The following is a 1,005-nucleotide window of genomic DNA, read 5'->3' on the forward strand; positions in this document are numbered from 1 at the left end:
CCCTTTGGTCGGGATTTATGTAGCATGCCGGAAAATTTATTTTTTCCGGCTTTTTTTATTGGCAATATTTAAAACGGGATATCATCTCCCCATTGCTCATTATCTCCCTCTGGTGGCTGGCTTCCTTGCTGATCTGCCTGTTGTTTTGCTCTGTTCAGTGCGTCAGTAGCCTGCCCCTGTTGGCCTTTTTTGCCGCCCGGTCGCACCGATCGCGCACTGATTACGCTGTCTGCGATAACCTGCCAGCCCTGCCGCGTTTCGCCGTTCTGTCCAGTCCACTGGCTCATCTGCATGTTACCCGCCACGCTCAGGAGTTCGCCTTTGTGATGCTTTGCCAGCGCGTCGGCTTGTCTGCCAAACGCCAGGACAGATAACCACAACGTCGCCAGACCGTCATCCGACTGACTGCAGGGCAGTGATACCGCCATACGCGCCAGCGTCATGGGGGTGCCCTTGCTGGTCTGTTTTGTCTGCGGGTCGTCCACCAACCGCCCGTAAACTGATATTTGCGCCGTCATGCTGCCTGCTCTCCGGACTTAATATTGATTGTTGTCACTTCCTCCGCTTCAGCAATCTCCCGTTCGGTCAGCGTGGCAAAGTTTGCAGCCGCCGTTGTCATGAATGCGCTTATCAGTTCGGGATGTGCTTTCGCGTATCCTTCCCCGGCGTTGCGGTCTATTGCCTTAATCGCCACCCTTAGCCAGTGTTCAGCCATATCAAGGGCGCGGTAATGTGGCTTTATATGTTTGTTCAGTTTTCCTGATGTGTGCATTTTTATTTTTACCCCCTCGTTTAAAAAGTTTTTTGTGCACCACCACCTTGTCTACCTTGTCTACCTGATTAGTTATCAGGCCAGTAATGGCGCGGGTTTCAGGGAGGTAGACAGCCCCAAATAGCTGTCTACCTCATCTCTACCCGTCTCCTTACCTGTCTACAAAAATGGGTAGATAAGGTAGATAACAGGTAGACAGTGAAAAATAGTTATCTACCTGCATTAATACATTG

Annotated in this window: 2 protein-coding genes; both read right to left on the minus strand. The window is 50.9% G+C overall.

Annotation, left to right across the window (positions count from 1 at the left end; genetic code table 11):
* Positions 1-68: 68 nt before the first annotated feature.
* On the minus strand, positions 69-518 hold the full coding sequence (locus RTW80_RS25960; protein WP_001710062.1) for a single-stranded DNA-binding protein: 450 nt from the start codon (positions 516-518) through the stop codon (positions 69-71).
* On the minus strand, positions 515-772 hold the full coding sequence (locus RTW80_RS25965) for a hypothetical protein (protein WP_001356810.1): 258 nt from the start codon (positions 770-772) through the stop codon (positions 515-517). The genes RTW80_RS25960 and RTW80_RS25965 overlap by 4 nt, the downstream gene beginning before the upstream one ends.
* Between the last annotated feature and the right edge of the window lie 233 nt (positions 773-1,005).

Source organism: Escherichia sp. AM3 (genome assembly GCF_032029835.1).
GTDB classification, from domain to species: Bacteria; Pseudomonadota; Gammaproteobacteria; order Enterobacterales; family Enterobacteriaceae; genus Escherichia; species Escherichia coli.